The organism is Agilicoccus flavus, from assembly GCF_014857905.1.
GTDB lineage: Bacteria > Actinomycetota > Actinomycetes > Actinomycetales > Dermatophilaceae > Agilicoccus > Agilicoccus flavus.
Window position 1 is genome coordinate 108,735 of sequence record NZ_JACYXE010000008.1, and the last position, 17,825, is coordinate 126,559.

The 17,825-nt window shown below is 74.1% G+C and carries 15 protein-coding genes and 1 other RNA gene; 10 read left to right on the forward strand and 6 right to left on the reverse strand.

Features of this window, described 5'->3' with window-relative positions; translation table 11 throughout:
- Positions 1-5: 5 nt before the first annotated feature.
- Positions 6-755 (reverse strand): SGNH/GDSL hydrolase family protein, encoded by a 750-nt coding sequence (locus tag ICW24_RS12810; protein ID WP_226346108.1) that lies wholly within the window; start codon positions 753-755, stop codon positions 6-8.
- Positions 752-1,750, reverse strand: a complete 999-nt coding sequence (locus ICW24_RS12815) for a GDSL-type esterase/lipase family protein (protein WP_226346109.1) — start codon at positions 1,748-1,750, stop codon at positions 752-754. The genes ICW24_RS12810 and ICW24_RS12815 overlap by 4 nt, the downstream gene beginning before the upstream one ends.
- 108 nt (positions 1,751-1,858) lie before the next feature.
- Between ICW24_RS12815 and rnpB the strand changes: the two genes are divergently transcribed.
- Positions 1,859-2,257: RNase P RNA component class A (gene rnpB, locus ICW24_RS12820), an RNA gene on the forward strand.
- 106 nt (positions 2,258-2,363) lie between these two features.
- Here rnpB and ICW24_RS12825 read toward each other — a convergent pair.
- A complete protein-coding gene (locus ICW24_RS12825) occupies positions 2,364-3,824 on the reverse strand; it encodes a GuaB1 family IMP dehydrogenase-related protein (RefSeq protein ID WP_226346110.1) in 1,461 nt (486 codons plus the stop codon).
- Positions 3,825-3,974: 150 nt separating this feature from the next.
- On the opposite strand from ICW24_RS12825, the gene ICW24_RS12830 reads away from it, so the two are divergent.
- Positions 3,975-4,634 (forward strand): MBL fold metallo-hydrolase, encoded by a 660-nt coding sequence (locus tag ICW24_RS12830; protein ID WP_226346111.1) that lies wholly within the window; start codon positions 3,975-3,977, stop codon positions 4,632-4,634.
- Between the two features lie 109 nt (positions 4,635-4,743).
- Here the strand turns inward: ICW24_RS12830 and ppgK are convergent, their stop codons facing one another.
- Positions 4,744-5,499, reverse strand: coding sequence for a polyphosphate--glucose phosphotransferase (ppgK, locus tag ICW24_RS12835; protein ID WP_226346112.1), 756 nt, complete (start codon positions 5,497-5,499; stop codon positions 4,744-4,746).
- Positions 5,500-5,574: 75 nt separating this feature from the next.
- Complete coding sequence (map, locus tag ICW24_RS12840; protein ID WP_226346113.1) at positions 5,575-6,450, reverse strand: type I methionyl aminopeptidase; 876 nt, start codon at positions 6,448-6,450, stop codon at positions 5,575-5,577.
- 128 nt (positions 6,451-6,578) lie between these two features.
- Between map and ICW24_RS12845 the strand changes: the two genes are divergently transcribed.
- From ICW24_RS12845 to ICW24_RS12880, 8 genes are all read left to right on the forward strand, one after another.
- A complete protein-coding gene (locus ICW24_RS12845; protein WP_226346114.1) occupies positions 6,579-6,755 on the forward strand; it encodes an SPOR domain-containing protein in 177 nt (58 codons plus the stop codon).
- 74 nt (positions 6,756-6,829) lie between these two features.
- On the forward strand, positions 6,830-8,167 hold the full coding sequence (locus ICW24_RS12850; RefSeq protein WP_226346115.1) for a glutamine synthetase family protein: 1,338 nt from the start codon (positions 6,830-6,832) through the stop codon (positions 8,165-8,167).
- On the forward strand, positions 8,164-11,322 hold the full coding sequence (locus ICW24_RS12855) for a bifunctional [glutamine synthetase] adenylyltransferase/[glutamine synthetase]-adenylyl-L-tyrosine phosphorylase (protein ID WP_226346116.1): 3,159 nt from the start codon (positions 8,164-8,166) through the stop codon (positions 11,320-11,322). The genes ICW24_RS12850 and ICW24_RS12855 overlap by 4 nt, the downstream gene beginning before the upstream one ends.
- Positions 11,319-11,981: a response regulator gene (locus ICW24_RS12860; protein WP_226346117.1), complete on the forward strand. Its 663-nt coding sequence runs from the start codon at positions 11,319-11,321 to the stop codon at positions 11,979-11,981. The genes ICW24_RS12855 and ICW24_RS12860 overlap by 4 nt, the downstream gene beginning before the upstream one ends.
- 146 nt (positions 11,982-12,127) lie before the next feature.
- Positions 12,128-12,583, forward strand: coding sequence for a hypothetical protein (locus tag ICW24_RS12865; protein WP_226346118.1), 456 nt, complete (start codon positions 12,128-12,130; stop codon positions 12,581-12,583).
- A complete protein-coding gene (locus ICW24_RS12870; RefSeq protein ID WP_226346119.1) occupies positions 12,576-14,342 on the forward strand; it encodes a sensor histidine kinase in 1,767 nt (588 codons plus the stop codon). The genes ICW24_RS12865 and ICW24_RS12870 overlap by 8 nt, the downstream gene beginning before the upstream one ends.
- Before the next feature lie 59 nt (positions 14,343-14,401).
- Positions 14,402-14,932: a MarR family winged helix-turn-helix transcriptional regulator gene (locus ICW24_RS12875; protein WP_226346120.1), complete on the forward strand. Its 531-nt coding sequence runs from the start codon at positions 14,402-14,404 to the stop codon at positions 14,930-14,932.
- Between the two features lie 288 nt (positions 14,933-15,220).
- Positions 15,221-16,171 (forward strand): dihydrodipicolinate synthase family protein, encoded by a 951-nt coding sequence (locus ICW24_RS12880; protein WP_226346121.1) that lies wholly within the window; start codon positions 15,221-15,223, stop codon positions 16,169-16,171.
- A 147-nt stretch (positions 16,172-16,318) separates the two neighbouring features.
- Here the strand turns inward: ICW24_RS12880 and glnA are convergent, their stop codons facing one another.
- Complete coding sequence (gene glnA, locus ICW24_RS12885) at positions 16,319-17,743, reverse strand: type I glutamate--ammonia ligase (RefSeq protein WP_226346122.1); 1,425 nt, start codon at positions 17,741-17,743, stop codon at positions 16,319-16,321.
- Positions 17,744-17,825 lie beyond the last annotated feature (82 nt).

Sequence of the window (17,825 nt, forward strand, 5' to 3'; positions counted from 1 at the left end):
GTCGGTCAGGCCGCGGCGAGCACGAGGGAGACGAGCGCGGCGTACCCGCGCGGGTTCGTCGGGTGCACCCCGTCGACGAGGTAGGCGGGGATCCGCGTCGCCGGCTTGGCGGCGAGGAACTCGAACCACCGCACGAGGGTGAGGTTCTCGCGGGTGGCGGCTGCGCGCTCCAGGGCGAGACCGACGAGCGCGCTGTTGCGCACGTCGGGCGTGGGCGAGGTACGCCGCTGCACCGACGGCGTCACCCAGAGCACGCGCGTGCTCTCGGGCACCGCGGCGAGCAGCCGGCGCGCGGCCGGCTCGAACGCCGCGGAGGCGAAGATGTCGTTGGCGCCCGAGACGACGACGAGGGTCGGCGGCATCGTGCCGGCATCCACGCAGGCGCGGACCGAGTCGACGAGCGGGGCGGTCGGGCGGCCGGCCCAGGCGTCCCACGACATGGGGCGGCCTCGGTTCGCGAACGCCGTGGTCAAGGGTCGGAGCACGCCGTTGGCGATGGAGTCACCGACGAGCCGGACTCCGTCGGGATGCGCGGCGACCGACCGGTCGACCGAGGCCCGCGACGCGGCCCGCCCGTAGGCGCGCCAGTTCCCCAGCTTCCCGGAGCTGTACGGGTCGACGGCGGCGGCCTCCGCGCGTCGGGCGGCGGCCAACGACACGGCCCCGGCCCCGGCCGCGGCGATGATCGTGCGGCGGCGGGCGGTCGCGAGGCGGGCGGAGATCCGGCCAGTCTCGGTGTCGTCGGGCGGGGTCATCGCAGGGCTCCGGTCACGAGTCGGGTGAGTTCGGCGGCGCCGGCGGGCGACGGGTGGACCCCGTCGGGGACCAGCGCGGCACGCTGTGCCTCCGGCAGGGCCCGCAGGTGCGCGGTCCAGTCGACGAGTCGGAGGTGGGGGTGGGTCGCCGCGGCGTCGGTGAGGACGGCGTCGAGGCGATCGGTGTTGGCGACGTCGGCGTCGCGGGTCGCGCGCCTCGCGACGTACGGGACGACCCAGACGACGGTCGTGTCCGGGCCGACCGCCCTCAGGAGGCGGTCGACCTGCGGGGCGAACGCGGCGGGCTCGAACACGTCGTTCGCGCCCGAGACGACGACGAGGTGGCGCGGCGCCCGCCCGGCGGAGGCGAGGGCGACGACCGCGTCCGCCGTGCCGTGCGTGGGCCGCCCGTTCCAGTGGTCCCAGGACAGAGGACGCTTCAGTGCCGTCGTCGACGCCATGAGCGGCGTCCGGATCCCGCTGGCGATCGAGTCGCCGACGAGGAGGACGCCACGCGGGTCGGCCGCCGCGGCGGCGAAGGTGGGGTCGAAGGAGCGCGAGTGCGACCACTGCTGCCACGCGCCGAGGACCCCCGAGCCGTTCGGGGCGCCGTCGGCCGGGCCCGCCGTCGCGGCGGGCGCGGCGGTGGCGCCCGTCGCCGCGTCGGCCTCCTGGGCGCCCCGGACGTGCTGGGTCGTCAGGACGGTGCCGACGAGCAGGGCCCCGGCGAGCGCGCCGGCGAGTCCGACGAGCACGGGAGAACGGCGCCCGCCGTTCGCGTCCCCGGGTGGCGTCGGGACCGGGTCGGTGGACGCGAGGGCAGGCGCGCCGGGGATCGGGGCTTCGGGGAGCGGGGCGTCGGCGGGGTCGATCGGGTCGACGACCGCAGCGTCGGCGGGTGCGACGGCGTCGGCCGGCGCCGCGAGCGGGGCTCGGGTGGGCCGGACCGGGGGCGAGGAGGCGACCGCGCGGGGTCGGGGAGAGGCGATGCGCATGACGCCCGTCCTGTCGGCCGGGCGGCGGTCATCCTGAGGGCACGCCCCCGTCCTGACCTCGGGGGACGCGAACGGGGCCCCCGAGCGGGCGTATGCTGCTCGTGCGGATGAGTCGGCCGGGCGGTCGCGTCGGCCGTGCAACCCCGGGCCGCAGGTCGGACCGGGAAGTGCCGGTCGCCGAGGAACGTCCGGGCTCCGCAGGGCAGGGTGGTGGCCAACAGCCACCCGGGGCGACCCGCGGGACAGTGCCACAGAGAACAGACCGCCCGCGTACCACCGGCTCCGGCCGGCAGGCGCGGGTAAGGGTGAAACGGTGGTGTGAGAGACCACCAGCGGGCCAGGTGACTGGTCCGGCTCGGTAAACCCCACCCGGAGCAAGACCAGACAGCGTGCGTTCGAGGGCGGCCCGCCCGAGCACGCGGGTAGGTCGCTGGAGGCGTCTGGCAACAGCCGCCCGAGATGGATGACCGTCCTCGACAGAACCCGGCGTACAGGCCGACTCATCCGCGCTCCCGCCCCGCCCCGTCCTGTCACGGCGGGCGCGCGGGCGGGCGCCCACGTGGCCGTCGCGAGACCGCGGCGGCCCGCGCCGATCACGTCACGGCGGGGGCGCTCACCACGAGGCGTGGCGGGGGCGGCCCTCCTCGTAACCGGCGGAGGACTGCACGCCGACGACGGCGCGCTCCCGGAACTGCGGGATCGAGGTCGCCCCGGCGTAGGTGAACGAGCTGCGGACGCCCGCCGTGATGGTGTCGATGAGGTCCTCGACGCCGGGCCGCTCGGGGTCGAGGTACATCTTCGAGGACGAGATGCCCTCCTCGAACAGCGCCGACCGGGCGCGGGCGAACGCGGAGGCGTCGCGGGTCCGGTGGCGGACCGCCCGCGCCGACGCCATCCCGAAGCTCTCCTTGTACAGGCGGCCCTGGCCGTCGCGCATGAGGTCGCCGGGGCTCTCGTGCGTGCCGGCGAACCAGCTCCCGATCATCACCGAACCCGCGCCGGCGGCGAGCGCGAGCGCGACGTCGCGCGGGTACTTCACGCCGCCGTCGGCCCACACCGTCGCGCCGAGGTCGGAGGCCGCGGCCGAACACTCGAGGACGGCCGAGAACTGGGGACGCCCCACGCCCGTCATCATCCGAGTCGTGCACATCGCGCCGGGTCCCACCCCGACCTTGACGATGTCGGCGCCGGCGCCGACGAGATCGGCCACCCCGGCGGCCGAGACGACGTTCCCGGCGGCGATCGGGACGCGGAGGCCGCCGCGCTGCTCGTGGGCGTCGCGCGCCGCGACGACGACCCCGAGCGACTCCACCATCTTGTCCTGGTGGCCGTGGGCGGTGTCGACGACGAGGACGTCGGCGCCGGCGGCGAGGAGCGCCTCGGTCTTGCCCGCGACGTCCCCGTTGATGCCCACGGCGCAGCCGACGCGCAGGGCACCGGACCCGTCCAGGGCGGGGGAGTAGATCGTCGACCGGAGGATGCCCTTGCGCGTGAGCAGCCCGGCGAGGCGGCCGTCGGCGTGCACGACCGGGGCCTGGTCGAGGTGGCGGGAGCTGAGCAGCTCGAACGCCTCGGCGAGGTCGATGCCGGCCGGGAGGGTGAACATGTCGGTCGTCATGACGTCGCCGACCGTGCTGTAGCGGTCCACCTCCTCGCACTCGCGCTCGGTGACGACGCCGACCGCGCGCCCTTCCTCCACGACGATCGCGACCCGGTGGGCCCGCTTGCCGAGCAGGGAGAGCAGATCGGCGACCGGGGCACCCGGGCCGATGGTGATCGGGGTCTCGAGGACGGGGTCGGCGGACTTGACCTGCGCGACCGTGTCGCGGATCGCACCGAGCGGGATGTCCTGGGGCAGGATCGCGACCGCGCCCCGCCGGGCGACGGTCTCGGCCATCCGCCGCCCCGACACCGCGGTCATGTTGGCCACGACGAGCGGGATCGTCGTCCCCACGTCGTCGGGCGTGCGCAGGTCGACGTCGAGCCGCGAGGTCACTCCGGAGCGCGACGGCACCATGAACACGTCGTTGTAGGTGAGGTCGTAGGGCGGGCGGACGTCGTCGAGGAAGCGCACCGCGCCATCCTAGGACGAGCGACCGGAGCGCCCCGGCCCTGGCGGCCGGGCCGGACCGGCGCGAGGATGGCGGCGGCGGGAGCGGCCCACCGCCCCGGGGCGACCCCGCCCATCCGCCGCACCGATCAGCCGACCGGAGAAGGAGTCCCCATGCAGCTCACGTCGTACGGACACTCGTGCGTGCTCGTCGAGGTCGCCGACACGCGGATCCTCATCGACCCCGGCACGTTCGCCGTCGGGTGGGAGGACGTCCGTGACCTCGACGCCGTGCTCGTCACCCACGCCCACCCCGACCACTGCGACGTCGACCGCCTCCCGGCCCTGCTCGCGGGCAACGCCGGAGCGCGGGTGCTCGCCGAGGCCTCGACCGCGGCCGACCTGCGCGAGGCGGGCCACGACGTCGAGGCGCTCGCCTCGGGCACGCCGGTCGAGCTCGGCCCGGTCCGCGTCGACCCGGTCGGCCACCGCCACGCGGTCATCCACGAGGACATCCCGCGCATCGACAACGCCGGGGTCGTCCTGCGCGCCGAGGGCGAGCCGAGCCTCTTCCACCCCGGCGACGCCCTCGACGCCGACCCGGGGCAGGTCGACGTCCTCGCCGTCCCGGTGTGCGCGCCGTGGTGCGCGATGAAGGAGACGGTCGAGTTCGTGCGCCGGATCGGCGCGCCGGCGATGATCCCCGTCCACGACGCCCTGCTCTCCGACGTCGGGCGCGAGCTGTTCCTGCGTCAGGTCGCGAACCTCGGCGCCGGCGACCGCGGGGTCGGCTGGACCGACCTGCGCGGCCGCGGGGCGGTGCGCGTGGGCTGACCGGGCGCCGGCGGGCGCCGACCACGAGAGCGGGCGCCGGCGAAACTCGGCGGGCCGCCCACCGGAGCGTGGGCGGCCCTCGTCGGGCGGCGTCCGCTCGACGCCGGCGTCAGGCGTGCGTCACGGCCTGGGACGCCGCGCCGATGATGCCCCCGTCGTTGAGCAGGCCGGCGGGCACGATCTTCGTGCGCAGGTCGAGGTACTTCAGGTACTTGTCGGCCTTCTTCGACACGCCGCCGCCGATGACGATGAGGTCCGGGGAGAACAGGCCCTCGACGTGGGAGAAGTAGCGCTGGAGGCGCTTCGCCCAGTCCTCCCACGAGAGGTCCTCGCGCTCCCGGGCCGAGTTCGCGGCCCGCGTCTCGGCGTCGGCGCCGTCGAGCTCGAGGTGGCCGAGCTCGGTGTTCGGGACGAGGATCCCGTCGACGAACAGCGCGGAGCCGATCCCGGTGCCGAGCGTGGCCACGAGGACGACGCCCTGCACGCCCCTGCCCGCGCCGTACTCGATCTCGGCGACGCCCGCGGCGTCCGCGTCGTTGAGCACCGTCACCGAACGCCCGAGCCGTTCGGCCATGAGCGCCTCGACGTCGGTGCCGATCCACGCGGGGTCGATGTTGGCGGCCGACTCCACGACCCCCCGTCGGACGACGGCCGGCATCGTCACGCCGACCGGCTGGTCGGCCCCGACCCGGGCGAACGCCTCGACGATGCCGGCGACGACGTCCGCGACGTCCTGCGGGCTCGCGCCCTCGGGCGTCTCGATCCGCAGGCGGTCGGCCGCGAACTCGCCCTTCTTCAGGTCGACGGGCGCGCCCTTGATGCCGCTGCCGCCAACGTCGATGCCGAGGGGGTAGTGCTTGGCCATGTCTGCCTCCGGGAGGTGAGGGGGTGGTCGGGTTCGGGCTTCGGGTGGCGGGCCGGGAAACGGTCGGGTGCCGGTTCAGGGCGAAGGGTCGGGCGGGGCGGTGAGGATCTCGGCGCCGTCGGCGGTGACGACGATGGTGTGCTCGAACTGGGCGGACCGGCTGCCGTCGACGGTCACCGCCGTCCACCCGTCGCTCCACTCGCGGGTGTCGGGCGCGCCGAGGGTGAGCATGGGTTCGATGGTGAACGTCATGCCCTCGACCAGGAGGGTGTCGTGCGCCGGCGAGTCGTAGTGCGGCACGACGAGGCCCGAGTGGAAGACGGTCGAGATGCCGTGCCCCGTGTAGTCGCGGACGACCCCGAGGCCGTGGCGCCGCGCGTAGGTCTCGATGACCCGCCCGACGACGTTGAGCCGTCGACCGGGCCGCACCGCGCGGATGCCGCGGGCGAGGGCCTCCCGGGTCGCCTCCACGAGGCGACGCGACTCGGGGTCGACGTCGCCGACGAGGAACGTCGCGTTCGTGTCGCCGTGGACGCCGCCGACGAAGCACGTGACGTCGACGTTGACGATGTCGCCGTCGGCCAGCGGGCGGTCGTCGGGGATGCCGTGGCACACGACCTCGTTGACGCTCGTGCACACCGACCTCGGGTAGCCGCGGTACCCCAGCGGCGACGGGTAGGCGCCGCACGCGACGAGGTGGTCGTGCGCGACCCGGTCGAGCTCGTCCGTGGTCACCCCGGGCGCCACGGCCGCGCCCGCCGCGGCCAGGGCCGCCGCGGCGATCCGGCCCGCCGTCCGCATCGCGTCGATGGTCTCGGGCGTCTGCACCTCGGAGCCGGTGTGGGCCCGCGGACCGGGCCGCCCCACGTACTCGGGGCGTGGGATGCGGGCGGGGACGGCCGCGGCGGGCGTGACGCGACCCGCGACCACGGGTGCAGCGGCGGAGACCATGCGCGGCAGTCTAGGCGCGAGTGGTGCCCGCCCCAGGAGTCGGCGACCCGCCGATCCGCCGACCGTCCGCGTCGGTCCCGGCCCCGCTAGGGTCGAAGGCTCCACCGTCCACCGGCGAGGAGGCCGTCATGCCCTACTGGTACAACGTCTCGACCGAGCAGGTCGAGGAGGACAGCAACACGTCCCGCAAGGACAACCTCATGGGTCCCTACGCGACGCACGACGAGGCGGCGCGGGCGCTGCAGACCGCCGCCGAGAAGACCCGCCGCTGGGACGAGGAGACCGCGGCCGAGCAGGACGACTGAGGCCCGCCCGCGCGGCGCGCCCGGCGCATGGGCCCGGGCGCCCGCCGGGCGGCCCGGTGGGGCAAGATCGAGTCATGGACCGTCAACAGGAGTACGTGCTGCGCACCGTCGAGGAGCGCGACATCCGCTTCATCCGGCTGTGGTTCACCGATGTCCTCGGGACGTTGAAGTCCGTGGCCGTCGCCCCGGCCGAGCTCGAACCCGCCTTCGAGGAGGGCCTGGGCTTCGACGGCAGCGCCATCGAGGGGTACACCCGCATCACCGAGTCGGACATGCTCGTCCTGCCCGATCCGGGCACCTTCCAGGTGCTGCCGTGGCGCGGCTCGCCGCCCGGCACCGGCCGCATGTTCAGCGACATCCTCCTGCCCGACGGATCCCCGAGCCCCGGCGACCCGCGCCACGTGCTCAAGCGGGCCCTCAAGGTGGCCGGCGACATGGGGTTCTCGTTCTACACGCACCCCGAGATCGAGTTCTTCCTCTTCCGCAAGCCCGTCGTGCCGGGGGAGCAGCCGGTCCCCGTCGACGACGCGGGGTACTTCGACCACGTCGCCCAGGGCGACGGCCACGACTTCCGCCGTCACGCCATCAGCATGCTCGAGGCGATGGGCATCTCCGTCGAGTTCAGCCACCACGAGAGCGCCCCCGGCCAGCAGGAGATCGACCTGCGCTACGCCGACGCGCTCTCCACGGCCGACAACATCATGACGTTCCGCACGGTCATCAAGGAGGTCGCGCTCCAGCAGGACTGCTTCGCGTCCTTCATGCCCAAGCCGCTGTCGGGTCACCCGGGCTCGGGCATGCACACCCACCTGTCGCTGTTCGAGGGCGACCAGAACGCGTTCTACGAGGCCGGCGGTCGATACCAGCTCAGTAAGGTGGCGCGGCAGTTCATCGCGGGCCTGATGCACCACGGTCCCGAGATCGTGGCCGTCACCAACCAGTGGGTCAACTCCTACAAGCGGCTGTGGGGCGGCGCCGAGGCCCCCGCGCACGTCTCGTGGGGGCACAACAACGGCAGCGCCATGGTGCGCGTGCCGATGTACAAGCCGCAGAAGGAGAACAGCTCCCGGATCGAGGTCCGCACGCTCGACGCCGCCTGCAACCCCTACCTCGCCTTCGCCGTGCTGCTGCGCGCCGGCCTCAAGGGCATCGAGGAGGAGTACGTGCTCCCCGAGGAGACCGAGGACGACGTGTGGCGCCTGACGAACGCCGAGCGGCACGCCCTCGGCATCCGCGCGCTCCCGGCGTCGCTGTCCGAGGCCATCGACATCATGGAGCGCTCCGAGCTCGTCGCCGACGTCCTCGGCGAGCACGTGTTCGAGGTCTTCCTGCGCAACAAGCGGCAGGAATGGGCCGACTACCGCGCCCAGGTGACGCCGTTCGAGCTCACCCATCTCCTTCCGCGGCTGTGACCGGGGCACGGCGCAAGGGCAGCGCGGCGGCCCAGTTCGCCCGGTGGGGCTTCGACGAGCCCGCCCGGGCCGGCTCGCTCGCCGCCGACCCCGCCCTGGCGGGGCTCGCCGACGCCGACGCCGACGAGAACGGGCTGCTCCGGGCGATCGGGCGCACGGCGGATCCCGACGTCGCCCTCCTCGGGCTCGTGCGCCTGCTCGAGGCGGCCGACGGCCCGGGGCACCTGGGCCGGGACGCCCACCGCGTCGACGAGTTGCGCGAGGTGCTCGGGTCCGACGGTCCGCGCAGGGCCCGGTTGCTCGCCGTGCTCGGGGCCTCCGCGGCGCTCGGCGATCACCTCCAGCGCCACCCCGGCCACTGGGCGCGCGCGGCCGACGCCGGCCTGTGGGACGCGCAGTCGCGTTCCGACGACCTCGTCCGGGCCGTGTCGCCGCAGGTCCGCGGCGACCGCAGCGGGGCCGACGCGCTCCGCGTCGCCTACCGGGCCCACCTGTTGGAGATCGCCGCGCTGGACCTGTCGTGCGATGACCCCACCCTCACCCTGCCGCAGACCTCCGAGGCGCTCGCCGACCTCGCCGGCGCCGCCCTCGAGGCCGCCCTGTCGGTCGCGCGGCAGGAGCACCCGGAGGAGGCCGCGATCACGCGGCTCGCCGTCATCGCGCTCGGCAAGTGCGGGGGCCGCGAGCTCAACTACGTCTCCGACGTCGACGTCGTCTTCGTCGCCGAGCCGCCCGGCGACGCGCCCGAGGGCGGGGGCGGCGACGGGTCCGGCTCGTCGGGCGCCGCACCGTCCCGCGCGTCGGAGACCGACGAGGCGGCGACCGTCGCGGCCGCGACGACGCTCGCGACCACGCTCATGCGCACGTGCTCGGCGTCCACCGCCGAGGGCACGCTGTGGCCCGTCGACCCCGCGCTGCGTCCGGAGGGCAAGCAGGGCCCCCTCGTGCGCACCGTCGAGAGCCACGAGCGCTACTACCGCCGGTGGGCCAAGACGTGGGAGTTCCAGGCGCTGCTCAAGGCGCGGACCGCCGCGGGCGACCGCGAGGTCGGCGCCGCGTACCTCGACGCGATCCGGCCCTTCATCTGGAGCGCCGTCGAGCGCGAGAACTTCGTCGAGGACGTGCAGGCCATGCGCCGCCGCGTCGAGGACAACGTGCCGAGCCGGGAGTCGGAGCGGCAGATCAAGCTCGGCGTCGGCGGGCTGCGTGACGTCGAGTTCACCGTGCAGCTCCTCCAGCTCGTCCACGGTCGCACCGACCCCTCGCTGCGCAGCGGGACGACCCTCGTCGGTCTCGCGGCGCTCGCGCACGGCGGCTACGTCGCGCGTGAGGACGCCGTCGAGCTCGACCACGCCTACCGGCTGCTGCGCACCCTCGAGCACCGCATCCAGCTCTACAAGCTGCGCCGCACCCACCTCATGCCCACCGACGCCGCCGACCTGCGCCGCATCGGCCGCAGCGTCGGCTACCGCAGCGAGCCGGGGGAGGAGGTCATCGCCGCCTGGCGCGCCCAGAAGGTCGAGGTGCGTCGGCTGCACCAGCGCCTCTTCTACCGGCCCCTGCTCTCTGCGGCGGCCAAGCTGACGGCCGACGAGGCCCGGCTCACCCCCGAGGCCGCCCGGGCCCGCCTGCTCGCGCTGGGCTTCCGCGACCCGGCCGGCGCGCTGCGCCACCTCGAGGCCCTCACGAGCGGCACGAACCGCACCGCGGCGATCCAGCGGACCCTGCTGCCGGTCATGCTCGGCTGGTTCGCCGACGAGAGCGACCCCGACTACGGCCTGCTCACCTTCCGCAAGCTCAGCGACTCCCTCGGCAGCACCCACTGGTACCTGAAGATGCTCCGCGACGAGGGCCGGGCCGCCGAACGCCTCGCCCACGTCCTCGCCCGGAGCAAGTACGCCGCCGACCTGCTCATGCAGGCGCCCGAGTCGGTGCAGATCCTCGCCGAGGAGAGCGGCCTCGTGCCGCGCACGCGTGAGGAGGTCCTGACGACGATGCGGGCCGCCGTGCGGCGCAAGGACGACGCGCCGGCCGCGATGTCGGCCGCCCGGGTCATCCGGCGCCAGGAGCTGTTCCGCATCGCGCTCGCCGACCTCGTCGACGCGATCGACGACGACGCCGTCGCCCGCGCGCTCACCGACGTCACGGAGGCCCTCCTCGAGGTCGCGCTCTACATCGCGACGAAGAAGGTCTCGCTCGACCGGGACGACGGTGTGAGCGCCGACATCGCGCTCATCGGGCTCGGCCGGCTCGGCGGCGCCGAGTGCGGCTACGCCTCCGACGCCGACGTCGTCGTCGTCCACCGGCCGGCGGCGGGCGTCGACGAGCGGGCGGCGACCGAGTTCGTCACGGCCGTCGTCCACGAGCTACGCCGGCTCGTGGGCTCGCCGGGGCCCGATCCGTCGATGGAGGTCGATCTCGACCTGCGCCCCGAGGGCAAGGCGGGCCCCGTGTCGCGGACGATCGAGGGGTACCGCGCCTACTACGACCGGTGGTCGGCGACGTGGGAGGCCCAGGCGTTGCTCCGCGCCCGCGGCGTGGCCGGCGACGCGGAGCTCCGGCGCGAGTTCGAGGCCCTCGTCGACCCGATCCGCCACCCGTCCCGCGGGCTGAGCGCCGCGGCCCTCACCGAGATCCGCCGCCTCAAGGCGCGGATGGAGTCCGAGCGCCTCCCGCGCGGCGCCGACCCCAAGACGCACTTCAAGCTCGGGCGCGGCGGGCTCTCCGACGTCGAATGGACCATCCAGCTCCTCCAGCTCCAGCACGCGCACGAGGTGCCGGCGTTGGCCACCACGGGCACGATGTCGGCGCTGCACGCGGCGGCCGAGGCGAAGCTCATCGAGCCCGCCGACGCCGCCGTCCTCGAGGAGGCCTGGCGGCTCGCCTCGGGGGTGCGCAACGCGGCCGTGCTCTACCGGGTGCGCGGCGCCGAATCGCTGCCCGACGACGTCCGCGACGCGGACGGGATCCATCGCATCCTCGGTGGGGGAGCGGGCCGCGGCTGGGAGCTGGGCGAGCGGTACCGGCGGGTCGCGCGCCGCGCGCGGGCGGTGACCGAGCACCTCTTCTACGGACACGACCCGGCCGCGCCGCACACCGACCCGCCCACGGGGGCCCGGCGTGGCGGCGGGGCCCGACGGGGTGTCGGCCGATGACGATCGGGGTGTACCTCCTCGACGACCACGAGATCGTGCGGCGCGGGCTGCGCGAGCTGCTCGAGCTCGAGGACGACCTGCGGGTCGTCGGTGAGGGGGCGTTAGCCGCGGAGGCGGCCCGACGCATCCCCGCCATCCGCCCCGACGTCGCGGTCCTCGACGCCCGGCTGCCCGACGGGTCCGGCATCGACGTGTGCCGGCACGTCCGCGCGGTCGACCCGACGATCCGCGCCCTCGTCCTCACGTCCTACGACGACGACCGGGCCCTCGCCGCCGCGCAGGAGGCGGGGGCCTCCGGCTACCTGCTCAAGGACGTGCGGGGGACCGACCTCGTCGAGGCCATCCGGGTCGTGGCCCGGGGAGGTCGCCTCTTCGCCCCGCACCGGGCGGGCCCGCCGCAGGCGCATCCCGGGGCGGCGGAGCCCGCCGACCCGCGGCTGCGCAGCCTCACCCCGCAGGAGCGCCGCATCCTCGCCTTCGTCGCCGACGGGTTGACGAACCGGCAGATCGGGGCCGAGCTCGCCCTGGCCGAGAAGACGGTGAAGAACTACCTGACGACGATCCTGTCGAAGCTCGGCATGGAGCGGCGGACCCAGGCGGCGGTGTTCGCCGTCCAGCACGCCGACGACCTCGACCAGCGCGGAGGCCGCCGCCCGTGATGGCCACGCGACCGCGGGGCCGCCGACGCCGACCGGGTCCACGACCGGCCGGCGGGGGACCGGTCGTCGCGCGCCGGCCACCGCCGGGCGAGCGGAGGGGACCTTGGTCACGGGCCGCCCGCGAGCACGGGGCGGACGCTGAACTCATGCCCGGTCGAGCCTGGTCCGTCACCCCGCACGTGGGGATGGAGATGTCCGACGTCATCGCGGTGCTCGAGGACGAGCGCTCCGCCGTCGACGTCGCCCGCGCCGCGGCCCGCCAGGCCCGCACCCGGTCGGCGCGGGTGCACTTCCTCAGGCTGATCGACGCGAGCCGGGACCCCCGCGACGTGGACGGCCCCGCGGGGCAGTCCATGGTCTTCCAGGCCGCCCTGCGCGCCCTGCGCGACGAGACGCGGGTGCCGGTGACCTTCGAGACCCTCCGCCTGAACCCCTCGCGTGCGGCGGAGCGTCTCGTCGAGATCGGCGCCGGCGCCGCCGTCCTCGTGCTCGGTCGCGACCACCACCCGGCGCTCGAGGCCGTGCGCCGCCTGGCCCGCTGCGACGTCCTCATCGTCGGGGCCCCCGCCCAGGCCCCCGCGCAGGCGGGCGTCGATGCCTGACCGACCCTCGCCGCCGAACCCCGGCGACCGGGGGGCCGGCGCGCGCCGCGGCGGCGGTCACGCCCGGGGCCTGGCCCAGGCCGGCAGCCTCCACCTCGACGACCTGCTGGCCGAGATCGGGCGACGGGCCGAGGGGGCCACCCGGACCACCGAGCGCCTGGCCTCCCTGCTCGACGCCGTGGTCGCCATCTCGTCCGCCCTCGACCTGCGGGTCGTCCTCGAACGCATCGTCGCGTCCGCCTGCACGCTCGCCGACGCCCGCTACGGCGCCCTGGGCGTCCTCGACGGCGCCGGGATCGAGCTCGCCGAGTTCATCACCGTCGGGCTCGACCCGGTCGAACGCGGCCGGCTCGTGGAACCGCCCCGCGGTCACGGCATCCTCGGCCTGCTCATCCGGGAGCCGCGACCGCTTCGCCTGGCCGACCTCCGCGACCACCCGGCGTCCGTCGGGATCCCGCGGGGGCACCCGCCGATGGGGCCGTTCATCGGGTCCCCCATCCGGGTGCGCGACCGGGTCTTCGGCAACCTCTACCTCACCCGCGCGCCCGGGGCCAGGGAGTTCGGCGACCAGGACGCGTCGATGCTCGAGGGCCTCGCGGCGGCCGCCGGCATCGCCGTCGAGAACGCGCAGATGTACCGCGACGCGCAGATGCGGGAGCAATGGGCCCAGGTCCTCGGCGAGCTCACCCGCACGCTCCTCGAGGGTCGCCACGAGCACAGCGTCCTCGCCCGCATGGTCAAGCACGCCTGCGACCTCGGCGGCGCCGACCTCGGGACGCTCGCGATCCGCGAGGACGACGGCTCGCTCGTCGTCGCCGCCGTCGGCGGGCCCGCGGCCCGCGACTCCTTCGTCGGGACGCCCCTGGAGGGCATCGGGTTCGCGCTCATCCTGCGGTCCCGCGTGCCGGTCCTCGTCATGGGCCGGACCGGCGACACCCACCGCGACGACCTCGTCCACGAGCTCGCCGCGGGCCATGGGCTCGAGACCCTCGGCTCGTGCGCCGTCGTCCCGATCACCGTCGGCGAGGTCGAGGTCGGCGTCATCGCCCTGGCGTGGCCGTTCGAGGACCGGCACCGGGCGTTCGAGACCATTGACTCCCTGACGAGGTTCGCCGACGCCATGGGTCTGGCGATCGAGGCGTCCCGCGCGCAACGCCAGCGCGAGCGGGCCGCCCTCCTCGAGGAGCGCGACCGGATCGCCCGCGACATGCACGACCACGTCATCCAGCGCCTGTACGCGACCGGGCTGTCCCTGCAGGTCACCTCCCGCGGCCTGGAGGGGAGCGCCCGCGACCGGGTCGAGGCGGCGGTCTCGGAGCTCGACCTCGCGGTGAAGGACCTGCGGCACGCGATCTTCGAGCTGCACTCCCGGCTCCCCGAGGGCGGGCTGGGGCCCGAGATCGAGACCCTCGTCGCCCAGGCCGCCCAGGTGTGCGGCTTCGTGCCCGACGTCGCCTTCGACGGGCTGCTGTCGCACGTCCCGGTCGGGATGGAGCAGGACGTCCTCGCCGTCGTGCGCGAGGGCCTGTCGAACATTGTCCGGCACGCGCGGGCCGGCGACGCCCAGATCCTGCTCAGCGTCCACGACGACGTCCTCGTCGTCGTGCAGGACGACGGCGTCGGCATCGACGACGCCGCAGACCGGCGCGGACTCGTCAACCTCCAGGACCGGGCCCTCGCCCACGGCGGCGCGTTCTCCGTCACGTCCCGCTCGCCCCGCGGGACGATGCTCCGGTGGCGCGCCCCGGTCCGCTCCTGACCGGGGTCCGGGAGAGACACCCGTATAGTTGAACGCTCAAGTTTCGGTAGAATCGCCCTATGACCGGTTCCGCCTCCACCCCCGTCGGGGGTGACGGTTCCCGTGACCCGTCCCGCGACCCTCGGTGGCTCGACGACGAGGAACGCGCCGCCTGGGTCGGCCTGAACGGACTCCTCATCAAGCTCCCCGGGCTCCTCGACGGGGAGCTCGCCCGCGACCACGGTCTGACCTTCTTCGAGTACATGGTCCTCGCGATGCTGTCGGAGTCCCCCGATCACAGCCTGCGCATGAGCTGGCTCGCCGTGCTCACGAACGGGTCCCAGTCCCGCCTGTCCCACGTCGCCAAGCGCCTCGAACGGCAGGGCTTCATCCGCCGGGAACGGGACGCGACGGACCGTCGCTCCACCCACGCCATCATCACGCCCGCCGGGATGGACAAGGTGCGCAGCGCCGCGCCCGACCACGTCGCCGCCGTCCGCGAGTACGTCCTCGATCACCTCGACCGCGCCCAGCTCGCCCAGCTCGCCGGCATCGGCGACGCCATCCTCGAGAACATCGACCCCGAGGGCGCGGCCCGGCCCGAACGCTGAAACGGCCCGGCCCCCAGAGCCGCCACCCGCATGCATACGACGCCTACACCCATGCATCCAAGCCTGCGCCGCGCCGGGTGACCCGCTCGGTAAGCTCGCACCACGCACGGATCCTGACCGTGCGGGCACTCGGGGTGGAGAATCGTCTCCCGGGCCCGGCCCGGCGTCGGGCCCGGGAGATCCCCCGGGGTCGAGATGCAGCCGGCCCGCCACCGCCCCTCGTCCGCCGGCCACGCGCCACCCGCCCCGACCCGCGGGGCACCTCGCGTCCCACCTCAGGAGTGCCCCATGACCCAGCCGAACGGCGGCCCCCGCGGGTCGCTCCCCGGCGGCCTGAGCGCCTTCCCGCTCACGCCCGTCACCGACGCCGGGATCGACGAGACCGCCTTTGCCCGCCTCGTCGCCCGAGCCGCCGCCGCCGGCGTCGACTCCATCACCGTCCTGGGCTCCACGGGCAGCTACGCCTACCTCACCGCCGACGAACGCGCCCGGGCCGTCGAGATCGCCGTCGCCGAGGCCGGCGAGGTACCCGTCATCGCCGGCATCGGCGCCACACGCACCCGCGAGGTCCGGCGCCACGCCGCGGACGCGCAGACCGCCGGCGCCGCCGGGCTGCTGCTCGCGCCCGTCTCCTACCAGCCGCTGACCGACGACGAGGTCCACACCCTGTTCAGCGACGTCGACGCCGCCACCTCCGTGCCGATCGTCGTCTACGACAACCCCGGCACGACCCACGTGACGTTCGACGACGACCTGCACGCCCGCATCGCCCGGCTGCCCCACATCGCCTCGATCAAGATCCCGCCCGTCACCGGCGGCCCCGACGCCGTGCGCCGGCGGGTCGAGGCCCTCCGCGCCCGGATCCCGTCGGACGTCACCATCGGCATCAGCGGCGACCACGTGGCCGCGGACGCCCTCCTCGCCGGGTGCGACATCTGGTACAGCGTCCTCGGCGGCACCCTCCCCGAGGCCTGTCGCGACATCGTCCACGCCGCCGCCGCCGGCGACGCGGCCCGGACGGCGCAGCTCAGCGAACGACTCGCCCCGCTGTTCGACCTCTTCTCCGCGCACGGCAGCTACCGGGTCGTCTCCGCCCTCGCCGAAGAGCTGGGCCTCGTGGGGCACCCCAACCTGCCCCGGCCGGTCCTCGGCCTCGACGAGGCCGCCCGCGACCGACTCCGCGCCGCCGTCGACACCCTCGCCGCCCGCGGAGTGCCCGGACTCGCACCGCTCCGGTAACGGCGGATGCCGCCGGTCGAGCCGAAGCTCCACCGGCGGCATCCGCCCATCCACGTCGGGATGTCGTCCTCGATGACGACATGTTCTCGACTCCGCTTCGGGCGGGCGCCTCGCTGCGCTCGACGCCCACCCTCCGCTACGTCTTCGTCAGATGTCGTAGTACATCTCGAACTCGTGCGGGTGCGGCCGGAACCGGATCGGGTCGACCTCGTTCTTGCGCTTCCACTCGATCCACGCGGCGATGAGGTCCTCGGTGAAGACGTCACCCTCGAGCAGGTACTCGTGGTCCTCCTCCAGGGCGTCCAGCACCTCCGGCAGGGTGCCGGGCACCTGCGCGATGTTCTCGTGCTCCTCCGGGGGCAGCTCGTAGAGGTCCTTGTCGACCGGCTCCGGGGGCTCGATGCGGTTGCGGATCCCGTCCAGACCGGCCATGAGCTGCGCCGCGAACGACAGGTACGGGTTGGCCGAGGGGTCCGGGATGCGGAACTCGATGCGCTTCGCCTTCGGCGAGGTGCCCGCGAGCGGGATGCGGACGCACGCGGAACGGTTGCGCGCCGAGTAGACGAGGTTCACCGGAGCCTCGTAGCCCGGGACGAGGCGGTGGTAGCTGTTCACCGTCGGGTTCGTGAACGCGAGCAGCGACGGCGCGTGCTTGAGCAGACCACCGATGTACCAGCGGGCGATGTCGGACAGGCCGCCGTAACCCTGCTCGTCGTAGAAGAGCGGCTTCCCGTCCTTCCACAGCGACTGGTGCGTGTGCATGCCCGACCCGTTGTCACCGAAGAGCGGCTTCGGCATGAACGTCGCCGACTTGCCCGCCTCCCAGGAGACGTTCTTGACGATGTACTTGAACTTCATGATGTCGTCGCCGGAGTGGACGAGCGTGTTGAACTTGTAGTTGATCTCCTGCTGCCCGGCGGTGCCCACCTCGTGGTGGCTGCGCTCGACCTCGAGACCGACCTCGTCCAGCTTCTGGCAGATCAGGTCACGCAGGTCGGCGTAGTGGTCGACCGGCGGGACGGGGAAGTAGCCGCCCTTGTACCGGGTCTTGTAGCCCTTGTTGCCACCCTCCTCGACGCGGCCCGTGTTCCAGGCGGCCTCGACGGAGTCGATGAAGTAGTAGCCGGCGTTCTGCTTCGTCTCGAAGCGGACGTCGTCGAAGACGTAGAACTCGGCCTCGGCGCCGAAGAACGCCGTGTCGGCGATCCCGGTGGACCGCAGATACGTCTCCGCCTTGGCGGCGATGTTGCGCGGGTCGCGCGAGTAGGGGTCGTCCGTGAACGGGTCGACGATGAAGAAGTTCATGACGAGCGTCTTCTCGACCCGGAAGGGGTCGACGAAGGCCGTCGAGATGTCGGGCAACAGCTTCATGTCCGACTCGTGGATGGCCTGGAAACCCCGGATCGAGGAGCCGTCGAACGCCTGTCCCTCGGTGAAGAAATCGAGGTCGACCGTCTTCGCAGGCACGTTGAAGTGCTGCATGACGCCGGGCAGGTCGCAGAAGCGGATGTCGACGAACTGCACGCCCTCGCTGCTGATGTACTCGAGGACTTCTTCGGGTTTGCTGAACACGCACGGCCTCCTGTTCGGGGCGTCGCCCGCGGCGACGACCTGGATCTCGTTCGCCCACGACGTTAGGCGCGGAGGGTTTCGG